21 protein-coding genes are annotated in these 21,706 nt (G+C 63.0%); 16 read left to right on the forward strand and 5 right to left on the reverse strand.

Going from position 1 to position 21,706, the window contains the following annotated elements:
• Nucleotides 1-71: 71 nt before the first annotated feature.
• On the reverse strand, nt 72-827 hold the full coding sequence (locus IAE39_RS21405; protein WP_201206273.1) for a class II aldolase/adducin family protein: 756 nt from the start codon (nt 825-827) through the stop codon (nt 72-74).
• 23 nt (nt 828-850) lie between these two features.
• Nucleotides 851-1,894, reverse strand: coding sequence for an ABC transporter substrate-binding protein (locus tag IAE39_RS21410; protein ID WP_201206275.1), 1,044 nt, complete (start codon nt 1,892-1,894; stop codon nt 851-853).
• Nucleotides 1,895-2,071: 177 nt separating this feature from the next.
• On the opposite strand from IAE39_RS21410, the gene IAE39_RS21415 reads away from it, so the two are divergent.
• From IAE39_RS21415 to IAE39_RS21425, 3 genes are all read left to right on the forward strand, one after another.
• Complete coding sequence (locus tag IAE39_RS21415) at nt 2,072-4,024, forward strand: oxidoreductase (protein WP_201206277.1); 1,953 nt, start codon at nt 2,072-2,074, stop codon at nt 4,022-4,024.
• 39 nt (nt 4,025-4,063) lie between these two features.
• Nucleotides 4,064-4,663, forward strand: a complete 600-nt coding sequence (locus tag IAE39_RS21420) for a helix-turn-helix domain-containing protein (protein ID WP_201206280.1) — start codon at nt 4,064-4,066, stop codon at nt 4,661-4,663.
• An 80-nt stretch (nt 4,664-4,743) separates the two neighbouring features.
• Complete coding sequence (locus IAE39_RS21425; RefSeq protein ID WP_201206282.1) at nt 4,744-5,946, forward strand: NAD(P)/FAD-dependent oxidoreductase; 1,203 nt, start codon at nt 4,744-4,746, stop codon at nt 5,944-5,946.
• A 149-nt stretch (nt 5,947-6,095) separates the two neighbouring features.
• Here the strand turns inward: IAE39_RS21425 and IAE39_RS21430 are convergent, their stop codons facing one another.
• Entirely contained in the window at nt 6,096-6,707 is a 612-nt protein-coding gene (locus IAE39_RS21430) for an FMN-dependent NADH-azoreductase (RefSeq protein ID WP_201206284.1), read from the reverse strand.
• A gap of 133 nt (nt 6,708-6,840) precedes the next feature.
• Here IAE39_RS21430 and IAE39_RS21435 point away from each other — a divergent pair, with 133 nt between their 5' ends.
• Together IAE39_RS21435 and IAE39_RS21440 are read left to right on the forward strand one after the other, a co-directional pair.
• Nucleotides 6,841-7,743 (forward strand): LysR substrate-binding domain-containing protein, encoded by a 903-nt coding sequence (locus IAE39_RS21435; protein WP_201206286.1) that lies wholly within the window; start codon nt 6,841-6,843, stop codon nt 7,741-7,743.
• Nucleotides 7,736-8,095: an MmcQ/YjbR family DNA-binding protein gene (locus IAE39_RS21440; RefSeq protein ID WP_201206289.1), complete on the forward strand. Its 360-nt coding sequence runs from the start codon at nt 7,736-7,738 to the stop codon at nt 8,093-8,095. The genes IAE39_RS21435 and IAE39_RS21440 overlap by 8 nt, the downstream gene beginning before the upstream one ends.
• 120 nt (nt 8,096-8,215) lie before the next feature.
• On the opposite strand, the gene IAE39_RS21445 is transcribed toward IAE39_RS21440, so the two are convergent.
• A complete protein-coding gene (locus IAE39_RS21445) occupies nt 8,216-8,626 on the reverse strand; it encodes a DUF1294 domain-containing protein (protein WP_201206291.1) in 411 nt (136 codons plus the stop codon).
• Nucleotides 8,619-9,449, reverse strand: a complete 831-nt coding sequence (locus IAE39_RS21450) for an undecaprenyl-diphosphate phosphatase (RefSeq protein ID WP_201206293.1) — start codon at nt 9,447-9,449, stop codon at nt 8,619-8,621. The genes IAE39_RS21445 and IAE39_RS21450 overlap by 8 nt, the downstream gene beginning before the upstream one ends.
• Nucleotides 9,450-9,748: 299 nt before the next feature.
• Here IAE39_RS21450 and mcpP point away from each other — a divergent pair, with 299 nt between their 5' ends.
• The 11 genes from mcpP (at nt 9,749) to IAE39_RS21505 (ending at nt 21,656) form a co-directional block, all read left to right on the forward strand.
• The gene (mcpP, locus tag IAE39_RS21455) at nt 9,749-11,383 is read left to right on the forward strand and encodes a methyl-accepting chemotaxis protein McpP (protein WP_201206294.1); all 1,635 of its coding nucleotides are present in this window, start codon (nt 9,749-9,751) and stop codon (nt 11,381-11,383) included.
• 292 nt (nt 11,384-11,675) lie between these two features.
• Nucleotides 11,676-12,242, forward strand: coding sequence for a nicotinamide riboside transporter PnuC (gene pnuC / locus IAE39_RS21460; RefSeq protein ID WP_201206297.1), 567 nt, complete (start codon nt 11,676-11,678; stop codon nt 12,240-12,242).
• The gene (locus IAE39_RS21465) at nt 12,239-12,808 is read left to right on the forward strand and encodes an AAA family ATPase (protein ID WP_201206299.1); all 570 of its coding nucleotides are present in this window, start codon (nt 12,239-12,241) and stop codon (nt 12,806-12,808) included. The genes pnuC and IAE39_RS21465 overlap by 4 nt, the downstream gene beginning before the upstream one ends.
• A gap of 297 nt (nt 12,809-13,105) precedes the next feature.
• Complete coding sequence (locus tag IAE39_RS21470; RefSeq protein ID WP_201206301.1) at nt 13,106-13,546, forward strand: hypothetical protein; 441 nt, start codon at nt 13,106-13,108, stop codon at nt 13,544-13,546.
• Between the two features lies 1 nt (nt 13,547).
• The gene (locus tag IAE39_RS21475) at nt 13,548-14,126 is read left to right on the forward strand and encodes an adhesin (protein WP_201206303.1); all 579 of its coding nucleotides are present in this window, start codon (nt 13,548-13,550) and stop codon (nt 14,124-14,126) included.
• Between the two features lie 50 nt (nt 14,127-14,176).
• A complete protein-coding gene (locus IAE39_RS21480) occupies nt 14,177-15,628 on the forward strand; it encodes a heme utilization protein (protein ID WP_201206305.1) in 1,452 nt (483 codons plus the stop codon).
• A 62-nt stretch (nt 15,629-15,690) separates the two neighbouring features.
• Entirely contained in the window at nt 15,691-16,371 is a 681-nt protein-coding gene (locus IAE39_RS21485) for a C39 family peptidase (protein ID WP_201206307.1), read from the forward strand.
• Nucleotides 16,372-16,415: 44 nt separating this feature from the next.
• Nucleotides 16,416-17,168 (forward strand): hypothetical protein, encoded by a 753-nt coding sequence (locus IAE39_RS21490; protein WP_201206309.1) that lies wholly within the window; start codon nt 16,416-16,418, stop codon nt 17,166-17,168.
• 46 nt (nt 17,169-17,214) lie between these two features.
• Complete coding sequence (locus IAE39_RS21495) at nt 17,215-18,495, forward strand: hypothetical protein (protein WP_201206311.1); 1,281 nt, start codon at nt 17,215-17,217, stop codon at nt 18,493-18,495.
• Between the two features lie 136 nt (nt 18,496-18,631).
• A complete protein-coding gene (locus tag IAE39_RS21500) occupies nt 18,632-20,833 on the forward strand; it encodes an LTA synthase family protein (RefSeq protein WP_201206313.1) in 2,202 nt (733 codons plus the stop codon).
• A 94-nt stretch (nt 20,834-20,927) separates the two neighbouring features.
• Nucleotides 20,928-21,656, forward strand: a complete 729-nt coding sequence (locus IAE39_RS21505) for a DUF899 domain-containing protein (protein WP_201206315.1) — start codon at nt 20,928-20,930, stop codon at nt 21,654-21,656.
• The last annotated feature ends 50 nt before the right edge of the window (nt 21,657-21,706 follow it).

The following is a 21,706-nucleotide window of genomic DNA, read 5'->3' on the forward strand; positions in this document are numbered from 1 at the left end:
CCCCCCCCCCCCCCCCCCCCCCCCCCCCCCCCCCCCCGCTCCTACAAGGGACCGCGCCAGCCTGGAACCTGTCAGTCCCTGTAACCGGGCGCCACCCGTTCCAACAACCGCAACAACGCCGCCCACGCCAGCTGCAACGCATCCGGATCGGCCAGCTCGCCCTGCTTCAACCCCCTGCCCGGCGCGTTGAACTGCTGCTCGGTATGCACGCACACCTCGGCAGCCGGGAGTACCAACTGCCCGGCACTCTGCGCCGCCAGCTGGATCTCGCACGCCTTCTCCAGGTAGAACATGCGCAGGAACGCTTCGGCAACGCTGCGCCCGGTAGTCAGCAGGCCATGGTTACGCAGGATCATCACCGGCTTGTCCCCCAGGTCGGCCACCAGTCGCTGCTGTTCATCCATGTCCAGCGCGATGCCTTCGTAGGTGTGGTACGCCACCTTGCCGTAAAACTCCATGGACATCTGGTTCACCGGCAACAACCCACACTCAAGCGCTGCCACTGCACAACCCGCGCGGGTATGCGTGTGCAGCACACACTGGGCATCTTCACGGGCGGCGTGGATGGCGCTGTGAATGACGAACCCGGCCGGGTTGACCGGGTGCGGCGTGGGTTCGACCGGCCTCCCCTGCAAGTCGATTTTCACCAGGCTCGAGGCGGTGATCTCGTCGAACAGCAGGCCATACGGGTTGATCAGGAAGTGATGCTCCGGCCCTGGCAGGCGCAGGGAGATGTGGGTGAAGATCAGGTCACTCATGCGCAAATGGGCAACCAGCCGGTAGCAGGCCGCCAGTTCCTGGCGCAGGCTTTGTTCCGTTGCAGTCATTGTCGATATCCCTGTGCTGAAGGCTACTTGGTGGCCCAGGCATTGAAGCGTTGCTCCAGTTCTTCGCCATGATCGACCCAGAACTCTACATTCATCGCCAGGGCCCCCTGCAGGTTCTGCGGCGACGTAGGCACCCAACTGGCCAGCGCGGGGTCAAGCTTTGCCGCTGCCTGGGTGTTGGTCGGCCCATAGGGAATCTGCTGCACATAACGCACCTGGGTGTCCGGCTGGTTGGCATAGGCGATCAGCCGCTTGGCCTGGTCGACATGCTTCGAGCCCTTGATGATGGCCCAGTAGTCCATGCCATACAGGCTACCCGGCCAAACCACTGCCAGCGGGCTGCCCTGCTGCGCAGCCACGGCGATCCGCCCGCTGTAGGTCGAAGTCATCACCACGTCGCCAGCAGTCAGCCATTGCGCGGGCTGCGCGCCGGCATCCCACCACTGGATGTAGGGCTTGAGTTCCGTGAGTTTGGCAAAGGCCCGTTCGACACCGGCTGGCGTCGAAAGCACCTGGTAAACATCCTCGACCTTGACCCCGTCAGCCAACAGGGCGAACTCCAGGTTGTACACCGCACGCTTGCGCAGGCCACGCTTGCCCGGGTACTTGCTAACGTCCCAGAAGTCGGCCCACGAAGCCGGCGCCTGGGCCAGCTTGTTGCGGTCATAGGCAATGGCCACGCTCCACACCAACGCGGCCGAACCACAATCCTGCGCGGCATCAGGGACCAGTTCGCCAGAATGGCCCAGGCGCTGCCAGTCCAGATGCTCGTAGATCCCTTCGTCACAGCCACGCATCAGGTCGGGGCCTTCGATCTGCACCACGTCCCAGTCGACATTGCCGGTATCGGCCATGACCTGGATACGCGCCATTTCACCGTTGTACTCGCTCTGGATCAGCTTGCTGCCGTCCTGGGCACTGAAGGGTTTGAAGATCGCCTCGTCCTGGGCTTTCTGGCCGGCGCCGCCGTAACCGACCACGACCATCTGCGGCGCTGCTTGCGCATTGCCAAGGCCAAGGGCCAGCAAGGCTGCAAAAAGGCCGGTCACACGTGGAAATGACTGCATGCGGGTTTCCTCCTGACGGTGCCGCCTGGGCCCGTTTTCTTGTTGTTGTGAGGTCACGCCCTCGCGGTGAGGGTGAAGAAAACCTAGTCGCGCACCAGTAAAAAAACAAGTTGATTTTTTACTGAAGCTACACTTTCATAAACAAAACAAGAACAACAGCGCACCGGAGCCGCCTGTATGCAGAACGCCTTCCCTCACCTGTTTGAACCCTTGCAGATCCGCGGCAAGCGCTTGAAGAACCGCATCATGTCCACCGGCCACGACACCTGCCTGCCCACCGACAACCTGGTCAACGGCAAGCTGATCGCCTACCAGCGCGACCGCGCGGCGGGTGGCGTCGGCCTGATCGTGCTGCAGGTTGCCGGGGTGCACGACAGCGCCCGCTATACCTCGCATGTGCTGATGGCCACCGACGATGCCTGCATCGATGGCTATCGTCAGCTTGCCGAGGCCTGCCATGAACACGGCACCGTGGTGCTGTCGCAGCTGTTTCACCCCGGGCGGGAGATCATGGAGTCGGCAGACGGCCTGCTGGCGGTGGCCTACTCGGCCTCTGCAGTACCCAACGAGCGCTTCCGGGTCATGCCACGCGCGCTCGACCAAGCCATGATCGACGAGATTGTCCAGGGTTATGCCAGTGCTGCCCGCCGCCTGCACCAGGCCGGGCTGGACGGCGTCGAAGTGGTCGCCAGCCATGGCTACCTACCGGCGCAGTTCCTCAACCCACGGGTCAACCTGCGCACAGACGGCTACAACGGCGACCTCGAACAACGCCTGCGGTTCTTGCGCGAAGTGCTGGCCGCCGTGCGCGCCGCCACCGACGAGCAGTTCATCATCGGCCTGCGCATCAGCGCCGACGAGCGTGACAGCCAGGGCCTGAGCGAAGACGAATCGCTGGCTGCCGCCGTTGCCTTGCAAGGCCAGCTCGACTACCTGCACATCGTCGCCGGCACTTCGGCATCGCTCGGCGGCGCCGTGCATATCGTTCCGCCCATGGCCATCGAACCCGCCTACCTGGCCCGCGAGGCGGGTACCTTCAAGCAGCAACTGGATATTCCGCTATTCGTGACCGGGCGCATCAACCAACCGCAGGAAGCCGAACTTATCCTTGCGCGCGGTCAGGCCGATGTATGCGGCATGACCCGGGCGCTGATCTGCGACCCGTTGATGCCGAGCAAAACCGAACGTGGCCAGGTCGAGGACGTACGGGCCTGCATTGCCTGCAACCAGGCGTGTATCGGTCATTTCCATCGCGGCCTGGCCATTTCCTGCATCCAGCGCCCGGAAACCGGACGTGAGCTGCAGTACGGGCAGCTCAAGCGCACTGAATCGCCCAAGCGCATCCTGGTTGCTGGTGGCGGGCCGGCCGGCATGAAGGCCGCCGCCGTGGCTGCCGCACGCGGGCACCAGGTGACACTGTACGAGGCCGGCCCGCAACTGGGTGGGCAGGTGCTGCTGGCGCAGTTGCTGCCACGGCGCAGCGAATTCGGCGGGGCCAGCACCAACCTGCAGCGGGAAATGACCCTGACCGGTGTGGAAGTGGTGCGCAACACCCGCGTCGACCGCGCCCTGGTCGAACGCGAGCGCCCAGACCTGGTGATTGCTGCGACGGGCGCCACCCCCTACTGGCCGGCATTCGAGCGTACCGGTGAGTTGCAGGTAGTGGATGCCTGGCAAGTGCTACGCAATGAAGTGAAGCTGGGCAGCTCGGTGCTGGTGGTCGACTGGCGCTGCGACTGGATCGGCCCCGGTATCGCAGAACGGCTGGTTCGCGAAGGCCATCAGGTGCAGTTGGCGGTCAACGGTACGCATTGCGGCGAAAGCCTGCCGCTGTATGTACGTGATCAACTGGCCGGTGAGCTGCATCGCCTGGGCATCCCCATCACCCCCTATGCCCGCCTGTATGGCAGCGACGACAACACCGTGTACCTGCAGCACACCGCCAGCGGCGAACCGATGATCTTCGAAGGCATCGACACCCTGGTGCTGTGCCTGGGCCATCAGCCGGAAGACCGCCTGGCTAGCGAACTGGCAGGGCTGGTAGAAGTACGGCGAATCGGCGACTGCCTGGCGCCGCGTACCGCCGAAGAAGCGATTCACGACGGCCTGACGGTTGCCTGGGCGCTTTGAGGCTGTACATACTGCGGCTTTTGCGATGGACCGACGTGCATGAGCCAACTCCCCCAGCCCCCCGCCACTGAAGCCGGGGGCGCCGCGCCGCAGTTTCTCGGCACCCGCATCCGCGGCCTGCGCAAGCGCCGCGGCATGACCCTGGCGGAGCTGGCCGCACACAGTGAACTGACCGCTGGCTACATCAGCCAGCTGGAACGCAACCTCTCCTACCCGTCGATTCCGGCGCTGTTCAACATTGCCCGCAGCCTGGGCGTGACCATCCAGTGGTTCTTCGCCAGCGAAGCCACCACTGCACCCGAAGACCAGGGCTACGTGGTGCGGCGCAACAGCCGCCTGAGCGTGCATTACGAAGACGGCATCGTCGATCAGTTGCTTACCCCGCAGCCCAATCGCCAGCTCGAGATCCTGCACTCACGCTTTCCTCCGGGCACCTATAGCCAGCAAAGCTATAGCCATGACGGTGAAGAGGCCGGCTACCTCCTCAGCGGCGTCTTTGAGCTGTGGGTGGGCGAGCGGCACTTCCAGTTGGGCGAAGGCGACAGTTTCAGCTTCTCGAGCCAGGAGCCGCACCGTTATGGCAACCCGGGCGAGGTGGATGCCGTGGTGATCTGGGTGATCACGCCGCCAACATTCTGAAGCACTCCTGCAGGCCTGCGTAACACCGTTGACCCGTAATACGGTCTACCTTGTTAACCGAACTTGAATGGAGCACTACCATGAAGCAGATCCTGATCATTGGCGCGGGCTTTGCCGGCCTGTGGAGCGCACTCAGCGCCATCCGACAGCTGGACCGCAACGCGGGCAAGGACATCGAGGTCACCGTACTCGCGCCCCAGGCCGAACTGCATGTGCGTCCGCGCTTCTACGAGCCTGAGGTACACACCATGGCGGCGCCGTTGCAGGCGCTGTTCGATGCTGTAAACGTACGCTTCGTGCAGGGCACGGCCTTCCATATAGATGAAGCAGCCCGCCGCGTCGGCTACCGCACCCGCAGCGGTACCCAATGCACCCTGCCCTACGACCGCCTGATCATGGCCTGCGGCAGCGTGCTCAACCGCCCGGACATGGTGGGTATCGACCATGTATTCGACGTCGACACGATCGACAGCGCCGCGCGCCTGGAAACCCACCTGAAGGCGCTGGCCAGCCAGCCCGATACGGCGGCACGCAATACCGTGGTGGTGGCCGGGGGCGGTTTTACAGGTATCGAAACCGCCACAGAGCTGCCGGCCCGCCTGCGCGAGATACTGGGTGACAACGCAGCCTTGCGCGTGGTTGTGGTCGACCGTGGGGCGAAGATTGGCGCTGCCTTGGGTGACGGCATCCGCCCAGCCATCGAACAGGCATGTGAAGCACTGGGCGTGGAGTGGATTTGTGGCGCCAGCGTTGCGGCAGTAGACCCTGCTGGCGTGGTGCTGGACAACGGCCAGCGCATCGACGCCAGCACGGTGATCTGGACGGTTGGCTTCAAGGCCAACCCCCTGACCGGGCAAATCAGTGGCGAGCGCGACCGCCAAGGCCGCCTGCACGTCGATGACCACCTCAAGGTCAAAGGCAACGATGCCGTGTACGCAGCTGGAGACGTGGCTTACGCCGCCTGTGACGAGCTGGGCAACCATGCGGTGATGTCGTGCCAACATGCGATCCCGCTGGGGCGGTATGCCGGTAACAATGCCGCTGCCGAGCTGCTTGGCGTGGCACCGATGCGCTACAGCCAGCCCAAGTACGTGACCTGCCTGGACCTGGGCGCCTGGGGTGCGGTGTATACCGAAGGGTGGGAGCGTGCGGTGTCGCCACCAGAGGACAAGGCCGAGGCCAAAGCGTTGAAGGGGCAGATCAATACGGTGTGGATCTATCCGCCAGCGGCTGATCGCGCGGCGGCGTTGGCGGCGGCTGATCCGGCAATTCCCGTGGCCTGAAATGGCCTGACAGGTGTAGGAGCGGCCTTGCGTCGCGATCGGGTCGCGCAGCGGCCCCAGAAAACTCAGCGTCAACGCTGAAATCCCGGGGCCGCTTCGCGGCCCGATCGCGACACAAGGCCGCTCCTACAACAAGGGCTTTTCCTGCTTTAGGCAGCAGCAAACAGCTCGTTGGCAATCTGCGCCTGGGCAGCATCGATCGCCTGGGTGCGCTGCTCCGGGCCATATGCCAGGCCATGGGCGCGGACGATTTCCAGGTCGGTGACACCAATAAAGCCAAGGAACACTTTCAGGAAGTCTTCATGCCCGGCGCCAGTCGCTTGGCCAGCGTGCAGGCCGCCTGCAGTAGATACCAGCACCACCTTCTTGTTGCCGCACAGGCCTTCCGGGCCCGCTTCGGTGTAGCGGAACGTCTTGCCGGCCACGGCCACGCGGTCGATCCAGGCCTTGAGCTGGGTCGGCACGGTGAAGTTGTACATCGGCGCACCAATCACCACGGCATCGGCAGCCAGGAATTCTTCCAGGGTTTCGGCGCTCAGCTTGGCTTCGAACGCCTGGGCGGCGTCACGCATGTCTTCCGGGGTGCCTGCAGCTACCAGGGTAGCGGCTGAAAAGTGGGCGATGGCGTCGGCGGCCAGGTCGCGGTACACCACCTCTAAGGTTGGCTCTGCGGCTTTCCAGGCCTCAACCACTTCGCGGCTCAGTTGGCGCGAGGCGGAATTGTCGCCCAGGATGCTCGAATCGATGTGCAACAGTTTCATGGGACTCTCCTGTGATTGAAGACCGCATCTGTGGGCGATCACGATGGGGAGAATCCTACCGGGGTGTTTAATGGCTGATAAGCCGGTAAAAATGCGTTAGTTTGTCCCACAGGTGGAACAGTGAGACATTCCCATGCAAGACCTCAACGACCTTTTCTATTTTGCCCGCGTGGTCGAAGCCGGCGGTTTCGCTGCCGCCGGGCGCCAGTTGGGCATCCCCAAGTCACGCCTGTCGCGGCGTATTGCCGAGCTCGAAGAGCGCCTGGGCACCCGCCTGCTGCAACGCACCACACGGCAGCTCAAGCTCACCGCCGTGGGCGAGCGCTACCTGCATCACTGCCAGGCCATGTTGCTGGAGGCTGAAGCCGCCGATGAAACCGTGGCCAGCATGAGCAGCGAACCACGCGGGCGCTTGCGGGTGTCGTGCCCGGTGGCGTTGGCCCATGCCTTCTTGCCGGACGTGATCAGCCGCTTTCTTGAGCAGTACCCGCTGGTGCAGCTGGACATGGTGCTGCTCAACCGCCGTGTCGACTTGATTTCCGAAGGCATCGACGTGGCTTTGCGTGTACGCGACCTGGGGGATGAAGACCCGGCCCTGGTTACCCGCCGCCTGCGCCAGGCACAAATGCAGTTGGTGGCTGCCCCAGGCTTTGCCGACCACATTCGCGAACCCGGCGAACTGGCGTCATTGCCGGTGCTGGGCGCCGCCGAGGCAGACCGGCTGGTACATTTCCGCCTGCTTGGCCCCAACGGCAAGCAGCAGGAAATTGCCCTGGAACCACGCTTGGCCATTGATGATTTCGTAGTACGTAATGCAGCTGTACGGGCTGGCTTGGGGTTTACTGCGCTGCCCAGCATGTTCTGTGAAGAAGAACTGGAACGCGGCGAACTGGTGCGCCTGCTGCCAGACTGGTCACTGCCGGGTGGCTACCTGCAGGCGGTGTATCCGCACCGGCGCGGCTTGCTGCCGGCAGTGCGGGTGTGGATCGATCACCTGGCGGCGTCGTTCGAGGCCTGTGGAGAGCGCTATGTCTGAAAGGAAAATGAGCGAAGCCGAAGTGGCGGCGTTTTGCCTGGGCCTGCCGGGGGCGCGGGAAGACTACAAATGGGGCGGTATCCGCGTGTTCTCGGTGGCGGGCAACAAGATGTTCGCGGTGCTCGACCTGGCGGGTGCGGGGTTGTCGTTCAAGGTGGCCGACGAATTGTTTCTGGGCTACTGCGACCGCCCTGGCGTGCGGCCTGCGCCCTACCTGGCACGGGCGCGGTGGATCAGCATGGCGCTGCCCTACCCTATGGGGCGGGATGAGTTGTGTGACTTGTTGCAGCGCTCGCACCAGCTGGTGGTGCGGCGTTTGCCGAAGCGCTTGCAGGTGGGGTTGTTGATTTGAGCCAGCCTGTGCCGGCCTCTTCGCGGGTAAACCCGCTCCCACAGAGACGCCACAAGTCTTCAGGCCTGTGAGGTCCCTGTAGGAGCGGGTTTACCCGCGAAAGGGCCGGTACAGGCAAAGTCAGGTAAAGGGCAGACGCCCATCAAAAAACAGCCAATCCGCCCAGAACACCTGGTGCACCAGCACAATCCCCCAAAACACCAGCTGGTACGAAACCTTGCGGGTCTTGTGCCGGAACAGCTGCTGCGCCAGTAGCGCCCCCGGCCAGCCACCCAGCAGTTCACTGGCATGCAGCACTTTCTCGGGCGTACGCCAGGCTCGCGTACGCGCCTGCTGTTTATCCTGCCAATACAGCAACAGGGTGATCAGGCTCATCGCCGGGTACAGCGCCAACGGCCACCAGGCCTGGTCGTTCCAGGCCATGCGCGCGGCCCCCAGAACCGGCAGCAGGCACAGTACAGCCAACAGCAGCAGCTTCAGGCGCACATTGCGCACGCCCTCCACCCGTTGCCCGCGCAGCGCCTCAGCCATGGGCGGTCGACCAGTCAACCCAGCCAAACTGCCAGGTCGCCAGAATCAGCAGGCCGAACACGATGCGATACCAGGCAAACGCCGCATAGCTGTGGTTGGCAATGAACTTGAGCAGCGCCCGCACAGCGATCATGGCAAAGATGAACGAGGTCACAAAGCCAAGCGCAAATACCGGCAAGTCGCTGGGCTGGAACAGGTCGCGGTACTTGTAACCCGAATACACCGCTGCGCCGACCATGGTCGGCATCGCCAGGAAGAACGAAAACTCGGTTGCAGCCTTGCGCGACAGGCCAAACAGCAGGCCGCCGATAATGGTCGAACCGGAACGCGAAGTCCCAGGGATCATCGCCAGGCACTGAACGAAACCGATCTTCAGCGCGTGGCTCCAGCGCATGTCATCCACATGGTCCACTTGCACACGGTGATCGCGGCGCTCGGCCCAGAGCATGATCACCCCGCCCACCACCAGGGCAGCCGCCACGGTGATCGGGTTGAACAGGTATTCGTGAATCAGGTCGGCAAACAGCACACCCAGCACTACCGCGGGCATGAACGCCAACAGCAGGTTGCCGGTGAAACGCCGCGCCTTGGGCTGGCTGGTCAGGCCGAACACCACCTCGAGAACCTTGCTGCGAAACTCCCACACCACCGCCAGGATCGCCGCCAGCTGGATAATGATGTTGAAAGCCATGGCCCGTTCACCACCAAAACCTATCAGGTCGGCGACGATAATCTGGTGGCCGGTACTGGAGATCGGCAAAAACTCCGTCAGCCCTTCCACCACGCCCAAGATGATTGCCTGGAAGGCAGTCCAAAAATCCATCATTCCCCCGATGGAGCGCTGCTCGTGGCAGGCCCCTTGTTCTTGATTTGCTTATGATTGCCGCACGCGGCCCGGCAGTTTTACAGCGACTGTTGGGACCAGCGCCAGTGGAAAAGTTCACGCCGGCTAAAGGTTTCATCTTGCGCGGCCGAAATCCTAGCAGAGCGCCTTTGCAATCGCCTTACACGGCTTGCTGCAGACTGTTACAAAGATAGCACTTAGCCATTAGTCGTGTGGGGCCTGCGTGCAAAGCATGCTTGGATGCAACTGAATAAAAAGAACAATGCGGGAGCTCCTGGATGAACACGCTGAGATCGATGTCGATCAGCCGCCGACTGTGGCTGATCCTAGTGGTGGCAGTGGCCATGCTGGTGGTGCTGGGGCTGCTGATGCTGCGCCAGATCCACGGCGACCTGTACCAGGCCAAGGCGGAAAAAACCCGCCACGTGGTGCAGACCGCAGCCGGGGTACTGGCCTATTACCAAGGCCTTGAAGCGGCCGGCACGCTGAGCCGCGATGCTGCCCAGCAGCAGGCGCTGCAGGTGGTGCGGGCATTGCGCTACGACCATGACGACTACTTCTGGATCAACGACCTGGGGCCAAAGATGATCATGCATCCGGCCAACCCCAAGCTCGATGGCCAGGACTTGTCGGCCGTTCGCGACCCTGACGGCTTTGCCGTATTCAACGAAATGGTCGCCCTGGCCCGTCAGCAGGACGCTGGCCCGGTCAACTACCGCTGGCCCAAGCCCGGCGCCAGCGAGCCGGTAGCCAAGACCTCCTATATACAGTTGTTCAAACCATGGGGCTGGATCATCGGTTCGGGGGTATACATCGATGACGTGCAGGCCGAATTCGCCCGCCAACTGCGCGACGCCTCGCTGGTCGGCCTGGCCATTGCCCTGCTGATGGCGCTGGTGGTCATGCTGATTGCCCGCAGCATCGCCCGCCCGCTGCAGGAGGCGGTGCAGGCCATGGGCAACATCGCCAGTGGCGAAAGTGACCTGACGCGGCGCCTGGACACCCACGGTCGCGATGAAATCACCCACCTGGGCGAGCATTTCAATCGCTTCAACGGCAAGCTGCAAGGGGTGGTCGGTCAGCTGCAAGGGGCGGCCCATGCGCTGGCACAGTCCGCCGGGCACGTTGGCGACAATGCGGGGGCCGCGCAACAGCACAGTGCCCAGCAATCGTTGCAGATGGACCAGGTGGCCACCGCCGTGAATGAAGTGACCTATGCCGTTCAGGACGTGGCCAAGACTGCCGAACAGGCCGCCGGCGAAATGCGCAGTGCACTGCAGCAGGTAACGCACGGCCAGCAGGCCATTCACGGCAGCCTGGTGCAAATTGACCGGTTGTCGTTGACCATCGACCAGGCCGTGCACGTGATCCGCGACCTGGCCGGGCACAGCACACGCATCGGTGGCGTACTCGATGTCATACGCTCCATCGCCGAACAGACCAACCTGCTGGCGCTGAACGCAGCCATCGAGGCGGCACGGGCCGGCGAGCAAGGCCGCGGGTTCGCCGTGGTTGCCGACGAGGTACGCTTGCTGGCCCAGCGTACGGCGCAGTCCACGGCCGAGATCCATACCATGATCGAGCACCTGCAAAGCCAGTCCGACGCTGCTGTCCGGGCGATCGACACCAGCAGCGAGGCATCGCGCCAGACCGTCGAGCAAGCCCGCGAGGCCGGCGCCAGCCTGGACGCCATCAACCAGGCGCTGAACAACCTGACCGCCTTGAATGCCTCCATCGCCAGCGCCACCCTGCAGCAATCGCATGTGGTCGAGGAGATCAACCGCAACGTGCTGGACACCGCCGGGCTGTCCCAGCAGACCGCCGATGCTGCGCGCCAGTCCAGCGATGCCGGGGTGGCGCTGGGGCAGTTGAGCGAGGAACTGGAGCAGTTGCTGCGGCAGTTCCGCGTTTGACCGATAGAATGCCCGGGCTGCGCTACGCGCAGAGAACTCTGCCCGCAAGCGTGTTGCAGACCTTGTGGGAGCGGGTTCACCCGCGAATGCGGCGGTAGAATCAACATCGCATTCGCGGGTAAACCCGCTCCCACAGGTCTTCGCAAAATCAGAGCGTTATGTGTTGTTCTATGAGGGCGGCCTTGAGTCGCAATCAGGCTGCAAAGCAGCCCACGAGGCCCAAACGCTCTACACCTTGCGCAACCGACCCGCTACAATCGCGCCCCTCCCCCGCAGCCTCCAAGGATCGCCGATGTCCGGCCTTGAACTCATCGCCGCCGTCCTCGGCGTCACCGCTGTCTGGCTTACGGTCAAGCAGAATGCCTGGTGCTGGCCGATCGGCCTGGTCATGGTGCTGATCTACGGCTGGCTGTTCTACGAGGTAAAGCTGTACTCGGGCATGTTGCTGCAACTGGCCTATGCCATCCTGCAGCTGTACGGCTGGTGGCAATGGAAGCGTCCCGGCCACGCTGAAGACGCCCGCCAGGTTTCCCGCCTGCAACGCCCGGCGCTGCTCACCGGCCTGGCGGCCGGGGTGCTGCTGAGCGCCGGCCTCGGCGCGGCCATGGCCAACTGGACCGATGCCGCCCTGCCCTGGCTGGACGCGACCCTGACCGGCTTCAGCCTGGTGGCGCAACTGTGGATGGCGCAGAAGCGCCTGCAATGCTGGCCGCTGTGGGTGGTGGTCGACATCATCTATGTGGGCCAGTACCTGCACCAACAACTGTATTTCACAGCGGGCTTCTTCGCCGTACTCACCCTGATTGCCGTGCGCGGCTGGCTGGAGTGGCGGCGTGACCCGGCGCTGGTGCAAGCATGAGCGGGCAGCAGGCGATGAAAGTGCTGGTGCTGTGCGGGCCGGAATCCAGCGGCAAAAGCTGGCTCAGCGGGGTAATCCAGGCGCATTTCGGTGGCGTGGTGGTGGGCGAGTACGTGCGTCACTTCATCGACCAGGAATGCCGTGATACCTGCTACGCCGACATCCCGACCATCGCCCGCGGCCAGTTGGCGTGGGAGGACCACGCCCGCGAACAGGCACCGCCCCTGCTGATTCTCGACACCCACCTGCTGAGCAACATGCTCTGGAGCCGCGCGCTGTTCAACGACTGCCCCGCGTGGCTGGAGCAGGCACTGCTGGCCCGGCGCTACGACCTGCACCTGCTGCTGAGCCCGCAAGGCGTGGACTGGGTTGCCGATGGCCAGCGCAGCCAGCCCGCATTCGAAGACCGCCAGCGCTTTTTTGACGACAGCCTGCACTGGCTGCAGCAGCATGACCAAGCGCACAAGATAATTGAGGGCCATTGGCCACAGCGCCAGTTGCTGGCGCTACAAACAGTGGCTAGGCTCATTGATAGCGATACGCCATCCTGCCCTACCGAGTGTTAAGCCACTGACACACCCCGGTGGGGCAAAGCCCCCGGAAATGCGGGGGATTCCCCCGTTTCTGGCGCAGTGTCAACTGCATGAAACACCCTTGCAAAAACCCTTCCAATCAAGCCCACTGCTGGCTTCGCCGGCACCGCATGCGCCTGACTGTTTCACGGCTGAGACACAATACGCCGCAATTTGTCAGCCCCCTGCCCTAACCACTTGATCTGAAAACCATTCTCAAAAGCGGCACAGCTTCTGCTCTGTCCTTCGCATCGCTGATCAGGGCCAGCGCACAGAGAAGGAATTGCCGTCGTGAGGAAAACAGACAAACGCCTTTATCACGTCTTGCTGATGGGGTGCGTACTGGGGTCACTGAGCCTCACGGCGCAAGCCGACAAGGGGATCATCATCATCACCCGCGACGTGCAGGTGCGCAACGCGACGATTCCGCCGCTAAGGCCTGACCCCAACCCTACCACCGTCAATGCCAACCCTTCTGCCCATGTGCTGAAACAGACCAACGAACTGAGTGACGGCGACTTCGCCAGCATCAGCAGCGGTGCTGGCATCAGCAACATGATCACCCAGCAGACCAACAACCTGGGCGGCAACCTGGGCAACCAGAACCAGTTGCCCAACATCGCGGGCGGACGTGGCACGGGCGGGTCGGGCAACGGCATCGCCAACATGGTCAACTCCAGCGTGCAACGGGGCCTGGCGCCGCTGCAGATCCTGACGGGCGGGGGCAAGTGAGATGAAGCATATGCTGCTGATGCTGGCCGCCGTGTGCACTGCTCCGGCGTTTGCCCAATCCCCCGTGCCCGTCATCAACAACGCCGATATCGACAGCTCCGGCAGCCGTTACCAAGGCAACCTCACCGTGAACCAGGCCGCCGGTGACCAGCAGCAGCAGGCCAACGCCCGCGCCATCGCCGTTGGCCCCGAAGCCAACGCCAATACCCAGATCCGGCAACAGCTCAATACCCCCGCCGACCCCAGGATGGACGCCCGCGCGACCATTCAGGGCAACGCCTTCAGCAACGGCAGCGGCGCCCTGGGCGTGAACCAGAGCGCTGGCGCCAACACCCAGCAAGCCAACGCCATGAGCATCAGCATTGGCGCACAACCGCAAAGCATCGACGACAGCGTCCTCATGCAACAGAACGTGACGCTGCTCAACAACTCCGGAGCAACTGACATCCCAGCCGGCTATCGCCAGGTCACTACCAGTGACCAGGCCTTCACCGGTAGCCGAGGGGTGATCCAGTTGAACCAGAGTGCCGGGGTGGGAAACCGCATGGCCAACACCTTGAGCATCCGGGTCGCGGACTGACCCTTTCAGTTAAGAACGACACTTAACCTACTAGAGTACGGAGAATCACCATGAAACCCTCGATGGCAATCAAGCCTCTGGTTTTCGCAATTGCTGCGGTCATGGCTGTTGCTGTACAAGCTGGGCAAAACGATCGGCGCGATGACCGCCATAACGGCCACCATAACAACGGTCAGCACACGCCTCCACCCACCAAGATCCCTGTGTATGCAACGGCCAATGCCTGGGACACGCAAACCAGCACCGATAACCGCATTACCAACCAGGGCACCATCAACGAAGCCGAGATGAGTGACTCGGGCACTGGCTCCAGCGGCAACGTCGGTATCAACGTCGCCGCCGGTAACGGCAACCAGCAGGACAACGCTGCTGCCATTGCCAACGCCGGCTCCGAATCGAGCCTGGACAACAGCTTCGTGTTCGGCATGGCCAGCGCCACTGCCGACGTGGTGCAAACCAGCCGCAGCAACCGGGTAGACAACTACTCGACGCAATCTTCGGCGGTGATGAGCGGCTCGGCCAGCGGGGCTGAGGGCAATATCGGCATCAACGTGGCCGGTGGCGACCTCAACCAACAGAAAAACACCATGGCCATCGCCAACACCGGTGCCCCACTGGGCAACGCCACGGCAACCGCCTCGGCCGACCAGTCGGGCCCAGGCCTGACGGTGAACAACAGCGCCGACCGCACCTACCGTGTGGACACGCTGACCTTCACCACCTCGGCCAGCGGCTCGAGCTCGCGTGACGGCACCTTCAACTCGAGCGATGACCGCAGCTCGTCTTCGAGCTTCAGCGTGGCTGGCTCGCAAAGCGCCAGCAACAGTGGCTCCAGCGGCTGGAACTCGGCTGGCTCCAGCAGCTCGAACGCCAGCGGCAGCAACAGCTCGAGCGCCAGTGGCTCCAACAGCTGGGGCCTGAACGGCTCGGCCAGCGGCAGCAACAGTTCGTCGAGCAGCGCCAACCTGACGGCCTCGCTGGAAGCTGCGGCTAACGCCACCCGCACCATCTCCACTGACGACGGCCGCCGCGAGCGCACCCGCACCGACAGTGTCGATGGCTCGTTGAACGCGTCGCTGAATGCCTCGATCGACAAGTCGCACGAAAGTGCCTACGACTCGTCCTTCGAAAAAGCATTCGACTCCAACTACGACAAGTCGCGCGAATCCTCGTATGACAAGTCTCGTGACTCTTCGTATACGAAGTCTCACGACTCTTCGTACGAGAACGCCTCGGCGTCCGAGTTCGCCAAATCTGGCGAGAAATCGCATCAGTCCTCGAACGACGTGGCCAAGAGCTACAGCGAAAGCAGTGCTTACGACTTGAGCAATACCGTGTCCTTCCAAGTGCTGACCCCGACCGGCTGGGCCAACCCTGTTACCAATACTGCAACCCTTAGCGGTTCGGTCAACGGTGGCAGCGGCAACCTGGGCGTGAACGTGGCAGCCGGTGTGGGCAACCAGCAGAGCAACTCGCTGGCCATCTCCAACACCTCGTTCTAAACGCTGCGCGTAAGGCCCCCTTCGGGGGGCCTTTCTTCAACAGAACCGGAAGGCAACCGATCATGCGCATTATCGCCTTGGCGTTTTTGCTGTGCCTGGCCAGCGTGAGCGAAGCTGCAACCATGCCGCTGGCGGTTTTGCCGGGCGGCGCCGTGGTGTTCAAACCCCTGCAAAGCGTGCGCGAACGCAAGTTCGCCGACCTGGTACAACAAAAAACCGACTTCAGCTGCGGCGCCGCCGCACTGGCGACCATCCTGCGCCAGGCCTACTGGCTGGATGTGGACGAACATCAGATCATCGAAGGCATGCTGGCCCACGCCGACCAGGACCTGGTGCGCACCCAAGGCTTCTCGATGCTCGACATGAAACGCTACGTCGAAAGCCTGGGCATGCGTGCCCGCGGCTACCGGGTAGCGCCCGACACCCTGCACAGCGTTCGCATCCCGGTGGTGGTACTGATGGACGTGCGCGGCTACAAGCACTTCGTGGTCATGCAGAAAGTCGACAAGGGCTGGGTGTATGTCGGTGACCCGGTACTGGGCCACAGGCGCTACAAGGTCGACGACTTCCTCAAGGGCTGGAACGGCATCATCTTCGCCGTGATCGGCCAGGGTTATGACAAGAACAACGTCTTGCTCGACCCGCCTCTGCCACTGACCGCCAAAGGTCGGGTGAACAACTTCACCCCGGTGCAGGACGCAGAGCTGCTGGACTTTGGCTTCATCAAAAGCGACTTCTTCTAACGATTCGTCCAATGATAAGGAGCATGACGCTCCCGGGAGCCCCCATGAAGAATCCACTCCTGCTCGCAGTGGCTTGCCTGGCAGCCAGCCTGCCGATTCATGCAGAAACGTTCAAACCCATCGAGCTGAAGGACCAGGAACTGGCAAGCTTGCGCGGTCGCTACGTAATGCCGGGGCGGATCGTGAGCTTCGGCATTGTCATGAGCAGCACCTGGCAGAATGCCAAGGGTGACGTGATTGGCGCCAGCAGCAGCCTGCAGGTGCAGCAGTCGACCATCAAGCCGCAATTCTATGTGTCGACGATCAACGAAAAAGGCACCGGTACGCCCACTGCATCGTCAACTGCACCCGGTACCGGCAGCGTAACCGGTGGTGCCGGGCTCAATACCACTGAAGGTGTCACCCAGGTGGTGCGGGCCGCAGGTGACAACAACGCGGCCTACAACAATGTCGACATCAACGTCACCAAGGCCAACCAGGCGCCTGTGGTGCAGCAGCAGGGCCAGGCGCTTGCCGCCGGGCAGACGCTGACGGCGGAAAACGGCGCTGGGGCACTGAGCGTTTCGGCCAGCGGCGTGGGCGTGCAGTTCAACATCAACGCCAGCAACAACCAGGGCAGCAGCGTGCAGCGCCTGGCCCAGGGCGGCCTGATGCAGAACTCGACGCTGCTGGGCAACGGCAACCTGGTCAGCAACGTCACCTCCCTGAATGTGGTCATGCGCGAGAGCGTGCCGACCGCCGCCTCGCTGAACGGTAGCCTCGACCAGCTTAAAGGCCTTCGCACATTCGGATACTGATCTACGCTCAGTCTCATCAAAAGTAGTTGGAAGGGACGGCAATTCCATGCACCGATCTTTAACGCTCAAGGCTTTTGTGTGTTTGACTACCATGGCCCCGGCCACATTGCTCTACGCCGCTGCCGACCCTCAGGTCGAGGCCCTGAAGCAGGAACTGACCGAACTGAAACGCCGTTACGAAGCCCAGCAGCAAGCGCTGATGGTGCTGGAACAGCGCGTGCGCCAAGTTGAAGAGGCCCCTGCGGCAGCGCCACCCAAACGCCTGGTGAAATCCCCCGCCGAAGGCGTCAAGGGCGGGCAAACCGTGGCCTCTGGCGCACCTGGCACCACCGGCAGCTCCTATGGCCAGGCGCTGACCGCCGACTCGGAACCCGCGCAGAGCGTATCCAACCTGTATGACGAGGCCAGCGGCTTCTTCGGTGGCGGCAAGTTCAGCTTCGAAACCGGCCTGACCTATACCCACTACGATACCCGTGCGCTAACCCTCAATGGTTTTCTGGCACTGGACTCGATCTTCCTGGGCAGTATCAACCTTGACCGCATCAAGGCTGACAACTGGACCCTGGACATGACCGCGCGCTACAACCTGGCGCAGCGCTGGCAGTTCGACATCAACGTTCCCGTGGTGTACCGCGAGTCCACCTACTCTTCCGGCGGTGCCGGCGGCTCTGGCGCGGCCACCTCCGACGCCAGCGTGACCCGCGACCCGGAAATCGGCGACATCAACGTTGGTGTGGCCTACAAGTTCCTCGACGAGGACGAGACCTGGCCTGACGCGGTGGCAACCCTGCGGGTCAAGGCGCCGACTGGCAAAGACCCGTATGGCATCAAGCTGCGCGAGGTTGACGGCAACAGCAACCTGTCGGTACCGGACAGCCTGCCGACCGGCAACGGCGTCTGGTCTATCACGCCGGGCATCTCGCTGGTCAAGACCTTCGACCCCGCCGTGCTGTTCGGCAGCCTGTCGTACACCTACAACATGCAGGACTCGTTCAGCGACATCAGTCCGCAGGTCAACAGCAAGGTACCGGGTGACGTCAAGCTGGGTGACTCGTGGCAGATTGGCGGCGGTATTGCCTTTGCCCTGAACGAGAAGATGAGCATGTCGTTCTCGGTGTCCGACCAGTTTGCCCGCAAGAGCAAGATCAAGCCGGATGGCGGTGACTGGCAGTCGATCTCCAACAGTGACTACAACGCCGCCAACTTCAACATTGGCCTGACCTTCGCTGCCACCAACAACCTGACCATCGTGCCCAACCTGTCCATTGGTCTGACCGATGACGCGCCGGACTTCTCCTTCAGCCTGAAATTCCCCTACTACTTCTGATACTTGCCATCGGCCGGGCCCGTGCAAACGGGCCCGGCTTTTGGTAACCAGCCTTGTAAGCGACCGCCTTCCCGACTCCGGCCTGTTATCATCAAGCACAGATGCATGACGATTTAATGGCAAAAGGGAAGTTTTTGTGAAGAACCTGTCCGACCACCCACGTACCCGGCTTGCCGCACTGGCAGGCCTGGTGTTGGTGATCCCACTGGGTGCGCGCGCCATGCTGGGTTGGTCCAACCCGCTCGGTTATCTGTCCGACCTCGCCCTTGGCAGCCTGCTGCTGCTGTTGCTGCACCGCCGGCCATGGTGGCTGGCCTTGCCCGTGCTGCTGGCCTGGGCGGCCCTGTGGGTGGCCTCGGCCGAGCTGGTCAGCGCCGTCGGCCGCTTGCCCACCAGCGCCGACCTGGGGTACCTGGTCGACCCGCAGTTCATGGAGAACTCCACCGGCGGTGGCCTGGCCCATGCCTGGCTGCCCGTGGCCATGGGCGCCGGCCTGCTGGCCTGGCTGGCTTGTGCCTGGCGCAGCCGGTCGCAACGTGGCCAGCCGCTGCCGCGCAAGGCCTGGGCCATACCGGTAGTACTGTTTGGCGCCCACTGGGGCAGCCAGCAGCTGCTGCCTTCCGATGCCGACCAGTGGCGGCAATACAACCTGACCCACCAGTTGATGTCTGCCGGGGTCGGCAACCTGCAGCGCCAGGCCGAAGGCTGGATGGGCCATACCCAGGCCTTCACCCCGCTGCCCAGCGCCGGGCTCACACAATCCGACCTGCAAGGGCAACGGCTGCTGGCCGGCCCAGGCAGTGCCCGCAACCTGCTGGTCATCACCATGGAAGGCATCCCTGGCGCCTATCTGCGGCCCAACCGCCAGGCGCTGCACAGTCATTTCGACGAAGACCTGATGCCCAGGCTCAGCAAGTGGGCCGAGCGCGGCATGAACACACCAGACTACGTGCTGCATACCCACCAGACCATCCGTGGCCTCTACGCGATGCTGTGCGGTGACTACGACAAGCTGGCCAACGGCACGCCCAAGGGCGTGGAGCTGCTGACCCAGAACGAACGCAACCAGGCCTGCCTGCCGGCACAATTGCGCCAGGCCGGCTTCACCACCCATTACCTGCAGGGTGCGGGCCTGCGCTTCATGGCCAAGGACCGCATCATGCCGCACATCGGTTTCGATTCGGTGCATGGCCTGGAGTGGTTCCGCAACAAGAACTACCTCGACTTCCCCTGGGGCAAGGATGACCGCGCCTTCTTCGAGGGCGCCCTGGGCTATGTCAGCCAACTGCAGAAGCAAGACAAACCGTGGATGCTGACCCTACTCACCGTGGGCACCCACCAACCTTATTCGGCACCGGCCGAATACCTCGAACGTTTTGACACGCCGAAACAGGCGGCGGTGGCGTACCTGGACGACGCGGTCGGGGCCTTCCTCGACAACCTCGAGCGTCAGGGCGTGCTGAAGGACACACTGGTGGTGCTGACCTCGGACGAATCCCATGGCATTGACGGCGTGCGCCTGGCGTCGTCGTGGGGCTTCAACCTGACCCTGGCGCCGGAACAGGCCCAGTTACCGCACATCAAGCGTGGAACTTACGGCCACATCGACCTGGCCACCTCGCTGCTCGACTACTTCGCGTTGCCGATTCCCGTTGCACTGGGCGGCCGCTCGCTGTACCGCGACTACGAAACCGGCCGCGAAATGATCTCGTACACCAACGGGATGTTGCGTTACCACAACGGCCAAGGGGTGTTCACCGAGTGCGACTTCCAGCAGCGTTGCCGGCGTTACGCCAGTGAAGGCTTCATTGCCGAACAGGCCCGTTACCTGGGCAGCGGCGACAGCCTGCTTGGCCAGCAGATCGGTGCGTTGGCCGGGGTGCTGGACCAGTCGCTGCTGCAAACGCCGCTCAACCTGCGCTACCAGTTCGGCGGGCCGGCGCCAATCAAGTTGCGCAAGCGCATTCATGACGATTGGGCCGACAACCTGATTGGTGCCCAGTACCTGGAAATGCCTGGGGGCTCGCATACCCGGGTCCGCATCAAGGTACGCTCACTGGACCCAAGGCACGTGGCTTATATCCAGCTCAAGGCCAAGCAGCTGGAGCAGGACGTGCCACTGGGCCTGCCAGCCGAGGTGAAAGTCACCACAGACCAACCATTGGAGATGGACTTCAGCTTCGACAACCCGACCGAGCGCAAGGCGTTTTCGTTCCACTTGCTGGGCTATGGCGGCGGCAAGGTGGAAGTCAGCGACTTCAGCGTGATCACCGCGCTGCCTGGCGAGGATGACGCCGCCGATGACCTGGCCGAGGGGCATATCGCCCATTCAGGCTGAGCAACCTGCCGCTCATCGCCCGGCCACCGGTGCCTGTCGAATTGCCCTGATCGTGCTCGACTAATGTGTAAATCCCTAACGTGGAGACAGCACCATGAGCACCAGCGAAAGCAGGCACCCGGTGGTTTCCCGCAGCCAATGGCTGGCGGCCCGCCGGCAACTGTGGCTGCACGAAAAAGCCTTTACCCACCATCGCGACGCACTGGCTGCAGCCCGTCGCGACCTGCCTTGGGTCAAGGTCGAGCACGACTATCGCTTCCACGGCCCGGACGGCGAGCTGGGCCTGGCCGAGCTGTTCGCCGGCCGTAGCCAGTTGCTGCTTTACCACTTCATGTTTGCCGAAGGCTGGAACGAGGGCTGCCCCGGTTGTTCGTTCCTGGCCGACCACTTTGACGGTGCCAACCTGCACCTGGCCCACCACGACGTTACGTTGGTGGCGGTGTCACGGGCGCCGTATGCCGAGTTCCAGGCGTTCCGCCGACGTATGGGCTGGCAGTTCCCCTGGTATTCCTCGAATGGCAGCGGTTTCAACGAGGACTTTGGTGTGAGTGTGGGCAGTGAGGGTGAGCGCCAGTACAACTATGAGCCATACAGCGGCAATGAAAGCGAGCTGCCCGGCCTGAGTGCGTTCTACCGCGAAGCGGACGGCAGCGTGTACCACACCTATTCGACCTATGCCCGCGGGCTGGACATTCTGGTCAATACCTACAACTTCCTCGACATTGCGCCACTGGGGCGCAACGAAGGCGGGACCATGGACTGGGTGCGGCACCATGACCGCTATGAAGGGCAGCCGGGCAAGCCGCATTGTTGCCATGAATGAAGCAGCCTGCACGCCCCCTTGTGGGAGCGCGTGGTTGCTCACACAGCTGC

Origin of the sequence: Pseudomonas sp. S37 (assembly GCF_016658545.1) — a bacterium.
Classification (GTDB): domain Bacteria; phylum Pseudomonadota; class Gammaproteobacteria; order Pseudomonadales; family Pseudomonadaceae; genus Aquipseudomonas.